The sequence below is a fragment of the Prosthecobacter sp. genome (assembly GCF_029946185.1).
GTDB lineage: Bacteria > Verrucomicrobiota > Verrucomicrobiia > Verrucomicrobiales > Verrucomicrobiaceae > Prosthecobacter.
The window spans coordinates 1-4926 of sequence record NZ_JAQSEA010000097.1 but is presented as its reverse complement, the minus strand read 5'-3'; the positions used below and the strand labels follow the sequence as shown (position 1 = coordinate 4926).

General features: G+C 58.8%; 6 protein-coding genes. 2 read left to right on the top strand and 4 right to left on the bottom strand.

Features of this window, described 5'->3' with window-relative positions:
• Window positions 1-998: 998 nt before the first annotated feature.
• Both PSV43_RS07555 and PSV43_RS07550 read right to left on the bottom strand, forming a co-directional pair.
• Complete coding sequence (locus tag PSV43_RS07555; protein ID WP_300195142.1) at window positions 999-1205, bottom strand: hypothetical protein; 207 nt, start codon at window positions 1203-1205, stop codon at window positions 999-1001.
• Entirely contained in the window at window positions 1202-1453 is a 252-nt protein-coding gene (locus PSV43_RS07550; RefSeq protein WP_300195140.1) for a hypothetical protein, read from the bottom strand. The genes PSV43_RS07555 and PSV43_RS07550 overlap by 4 nt, the downstream gene beginning before the upstream one ends.
• 179 nt (window positions 1454-1632) lie before the next feature.
• Here PSV43_RS07550 and PSV43_RS07545 point away from each other — a divergent pair, with 179 nt between their 5' ends.
• Window positions 1633-2331, top strand: a complete 699-nt coding sequence (locus PSV43_RS07545; protein ID WP_300195137.1) for a DUF1080 domain-containing protein — start codon at window positions 1633-1635, stop codon at window positions 2329-2331.
• On the opposite strand, the gene PSV43_RS07540 is transcribed toward PSV43_RS07545, so the two are convergent.
• Complete coding sequence (locus PSV43_RS07540; RefSeq protein WP_300195135.1) at window positions 2286-2825, bottom strand: hypothetical protein; 540 nt, start codon at window positions 2823-2825, stop codon at window positions 2286-2288. The genes PSV43_RS07545 and PSV43_RS07540 overlap by 46 nt on opposite strands.
• A gap of 89 nt (window positions 2826-2914) precedes the next feature.
• Complete coding sequence (locus tag PSV43_RS07535) at window positions 2915-4027, bottom strand: hypothetical protein (RefSeq protein ID WP_300195133.1); 1113 nt, start codon at window positions 4025-4027, stop codon at window positions 2915-2917.
• A gap of 119 nt (window positions 4028-4146) precedes the next feature.
• Here PSV43_RS07535 and PSV43_RS07530 point away from each other — a divergent pair.
• A partial coding sequence (locus PSV43_RS07530) for a redoxin domain-containing protein (RefSeq protein WP_300195131.1) occupies window positions 4147-4926 on the top strand: 780 nt, incomplete at its 3' end.

Genomic DNA, 4926 nt, shown 5'->3' with positions numbered 1-4926 from the left:
CCCTCGTTATGGAAATTTGTACAGCAAAATCATTTCTCGCTCCGTCTTCTAATCAACACATTCAGTCGCTCTGTTCATGCGTAAGCCCTGGGGCGAATGCAACAAACCTCACAAATTCAACGCCTGGGTATACGCGGACGCCAGCGCTGAGGTGCGGAGAGTGCAGCAAACCTCACAAATTCAACGCCTGGGTATACGCGTGAGCGCCCCCCTGAACGAGTAAGGCAGTTTCCAAAATGACTTCCTGAAAGCGGCGCGTGGCGACGCTCGACAGTGCTTGGAGGACCAAGCGCCCCACCTTGCACCAAGGTGCGTTTGCTGACGCTCTGAATGTATGCCGGGCATGTAGAAAGGTATCTTGATGAACATCCGCCATGGCTAACAGGCCTTTATTGTGGATCGCATCATGGAGTGAAGCCATGTGGTTCATCCATAAAGCTCATCCACAGGCACAGCGTATCAGTGTATGATACACACCATCAGCATCACAGTCCGCAGCGTGCGTATGGTAGTACCTGCTTTAGCAGGCTCTGGACGCGTCATCCAGAGCCTGCTAAAGCAGGTACTACAGTACAGCCCCCAGCCACGCGGAGTGGTAAGAGCTTCCCGCAGCCTCTAGGAAAATGCTTTCACCCTAGGATGTGATCCTCATAGTGATGATGAAGTGACCTGACTTGCCGCCCTAGGCCCACCGGCTTGGCCTGGAAGATGGCCGGCCGCTTCAGGCTGGGCGAGCTTTTCCTCATGTTTGAGCGCCTCCGGCAGTTCAGAAGACCTCACGCACTAAGTCGTGATCATCTGCCAGGATGGAATCTTCCGGGATGGGATGCTCGCGCGAATACCCAGGCGTTGAATTTGTGAGGTTTGTGCACTCTTTGCGCCGAACTAGGCTGCTGGCAGATCCCCCCCCCTCAGTGTCCATTCCTCGGAACACAACGCGTCTCGCGTTGCACAAGGCAGCCGTCTTTGCCACTGCGGGGCAGGCCGCCGTGCGATGATTACGCGGCCATCAGCTTCTGTTTGCCGCCTTCGGCGAGCATGGCGGCGAGGTCGGGCATGTAGCGGGCGATCTCGTGGGAAAGCATAGAGAGCCGGGTTTCGGACTTCCAGTTGCCTTTCTTGCTGCGGTCGGAGTCGGTCATTTCGACTTCGACGAGGGCGGAGAAGACGGTGGAGTCAGCCTGAAGATCGTGTTGCAGTATCATGATGAGAGGGAAGGTTGATCCGGCGTCAGAAGAACGAGTTGTCCGTCCTTGAGAGTCCATTTGCGTCTGTCCAAAGCCCCCGTGTTCAACATGGCATCAATCCCATTGCTCAACAGCATCCGCGCCGCCTCGGCGGGGCTGCTGCCAAACGTGCCCTTCAAGGTCATGTCTTCGAGGTACTGCTTGATCTGCGGTGTGATCGCGATCGTCAGTGACAAGGAGTCGAAGGTGTTTGAGGGGCGGGCCATCCAATAATAACCGGGTTATAACCCCATTTAAATCCCATCTTGGCTCCCGGGTCAAGATTGGTTTGGATTAATTTGGCATTTTAACCCCAATAAAACCCCGAATTTATTTAAGTTTTCTTAAATAACTGGCAGTTATCGATGGAAATCGGCCCCGAACAGCGTTCAAAACCCTCTTATTTATGAAAAGATTCCTCTCTGCCACACTCCCCATCGCCCTCCTGGGTGCCGCTTTGCTCAATTTGAACGCTGAAACCAAAGGCGAAGGCGACTGGCAAAACTGGTTTGCCGACGGCTCACTCCAAGGCGGCCAGATCATCAGCGGCAAAGCCACCTACAAGGTCGAAAACGGCGTGCTCACCGGCACCACGACCGAAGGCAGCCCGAACAGCTTCCTCGCCATCGGCCCCTTCAAGGACTTCGAACTCGAGTTCGAGGTGAATGTGGATGATGCGCTCAATTCCGGTGTACAGGTACGCAGCCACATCGCCAAGGAAGGCGATCCGGTGCCCGAAGGTGCCAAGGGTAAGCTTCCAGCCGGACGTCTTTACGGGCCGCAGTGCGAGATCGCCATCAATGGCACGGCGGGCAATTTCTACGATGAAGCACGCCGCGGCACCTGGTGGAGCCTTCTGACGGACACCGAGGCCGTCCGCACGGATGCTGCCAAGGCTGCTTTCAAAAAGGGCGAGTGGAACCACTACCGCATCGTGGTGAAGGGCGATCATTACCAGAGCTTCGTCAATGGAGTGCCCACCGCTGATTTCACCCAGCCCGGCGATCCAGAAGGCCACATCGGCTTCCAGGTGCACGGCATCAAAGGCGGCACCGGCCCCTACAGCGTGCGCTGGCGCAATGTGAAGTTCCGCGAGACGAAGTAAGCGCCTAGCAAGATCAGGCCGCCTGCTCCTGCGGCCGCCATCCAGCCACGCCACCACGGCGTCTGCTGGATGGAAATGGGGAGGGAGCGATCTCCCGCCAGCAGGAGCATCCACCTGGGCCCTGCCTCAGGATGCGCCGCATCGTGCGTCCACAGCAGCACGTCGTGCAGCTTGCCCTTCTGCATTTCAAACACGACCTCCGGCTCTGTGCTGTGCCAGCGCCAGGCGGAGGTGATCAAAGAATGTGCCTCGCCTTCGGTTTCAGAAGGCAGGTAGGCGGCGGGGGCATAGTCCTCCCAGTTGTCATGTCGTGAGGTGCGGGCTGCGGCCAGAGAGCTCAGCGGCACCAGGGACTCGTGCTGGCGCAGGCGAATGGGATCTGCCAGTGCCTCCAGCGCGGCAGGTTCATCCATGAGCATCGGATTGCTGCCGTAGTCTGCGGTGATTTCCAGCAGCACCTCGGCATCCGGCAGGAGCGTGAGTTTGGCGCTCAAGAATTCTGTTCCATGCCCCAAAGCACACAGGGGGGCCAGAACGGCTCCCCCTGCGGCGAGAATGAGGATGGATCGCGCGAGGCGCATCATTATTTCTTCACGTTCCACTTCAAGATACGGCCCCACTTGTTCCACTCGGTTTCGAGGATGTTGCCATCATTGTCGAAGGTGATGCCATGCGGGCTGGTGACGACGCCCTGCTTCCAGTCCTTGGGAGCGATGCCGGGGGTGTTGGTCATCTGTGGGCTGGTGCCGAGGTCGGCGACGCGCTTGCCGGCTTTGTCCCACACGCTGACGTTGCCGGCGATTTCGGCCACGCACATCAGATCGCCATGGAAGCTGGCGGAGCTGGGATTGCGCATTTCGGTCGCGATTTCGCCGATGAACTTGCCCGCGAGGTCGGTGTGCAGCATGCGCTTGTGGCCACGGTCGCAGATCATGACGCGGGCGGGTTCAAAGCGCGTGTCGATGAAGATCTTGTGGGCGTTGGCGAGAGCCAGGGGCTTGTCCGGGCCGCCGAAGACGCTCTTGAACTTGCCCTCGGCGCTGAACACAAAGATGAAGCTGCGGCCGTAGCCATCGACGACGTAGATGTCGCCGTTGGGGGCCACGTCACAGTTGGTGAGTTTGAGGCCACCAGCGGCGGAGACGCCTTTTTCCTTGGCGATCTTCTTCTCGGTGCCGTCAGCGAGCTTGAGGGTGATCTCCGTTTTGGAGTCGGCGATGCGGACGCCGGAAGCGATGGGGGTCTTCTTCTTCGGATCGGTTTCGTCGCTCTTGGTCACAGCCACGAAATCGCGCTGTTCAGCCGGGAAGGCGCTGGTGGGGATCTCCAGCACGACTTTGCCATCGAGGTTGCACTTGATGACCTTCTGCTCACCGAGCACGGCGGCGTAGATGTGCTCGCCATCGCCTATTTTGCGAATCACAAAGCCATGGAGGGAAGGGGGCAGGGGCAGAGTTTTGATGAACTTGCCGTCCTTGCCGTACACCTGCAGGCCGGCCAGAGCGGGGTCTTTGTCCTGCACGCTTACATAGATGTTCCCAGCGGAGTCCACGGCGATTTCGCCATGGCCATCTCCGATGGTTTCCTTGCCAGCAGGCGGGGTGATGAAGTTCGGGACGAATTCATAGGCCACTTCGGCAGCAGCAGTGCTGGCGAGGGCCATGACGGACAGGAGGGAGAGAATGCGGTTGTTCATCGGGCGAATTCAAACGGAACGCAGGGGCAGCGTCAATCGTACAACGGTGATTTTGCTGGATGATCCTGTCATACGGCAGGAAACTTCAGGTCACACAGCGTGTTCCCATGCATTCCCCCATGAAAAAGGTCCTCCTCATTCTTCTCGCTAGCACGGCGCTGGCAGCTTCCGTCGCTGGTCTGCGTGCGCAGGCGCAACTCACCGACTTTGATGAAAAATTCAAAGCGTTCGACCAAAACAGCGACGGCATCATCAGCGGGGATGAAATGAAGGGCGCGAGCTACCTTCCCCGGCTGGATTTGAACAAGGACGGCAAACTGACCCGCGAAGAAGCGCTCGAAGCCGTCCAGAAGATGCGCAAGCTCACGGGCAATCAGACCGCCGGCATAGGGAATGAGCCCACGGCGGCTCTCTTCAAGCGCCTGGACAAGAACAGCGACGGCAAGCTGACGGCAGACGAACTGCCGAACCCGAAATGGTTCAACAACCTGGATACCGACAAAGACGGCGCGGTGACTTTGAGTGAGGCTGAGACGGTGATGGCCAGTCTGCGCAAGCGTGGCAGCACGGGCAGTTCCACCGCTGGGACCCCGGTCAAACCTGCCGCCGAGGACCCGTCCTTCAAGGAAGCGCCGCAGTGGCTGAAGGGCAGCGAGCATGGCGTGGGGCGCATGGTGGCAGATACCGCACTGAAGACGCTGAAGGGCGATGAGATCAAACTGAGCAACGCAGCAGGCAAGAACGGCCTCGTGGTGGCGCTGTTCAGCACAAGCTGCCCGATCAGTGGCAGGCTGGCACCCGAGATGGCCCGGCTGGAGAAGGACATGAAGGAGCAGGGCGTGGGGGTGCTGCTGGTGAATGCGCCCCCCGGGCAGAAGGCCGAGGATGTGGCCAAGTTC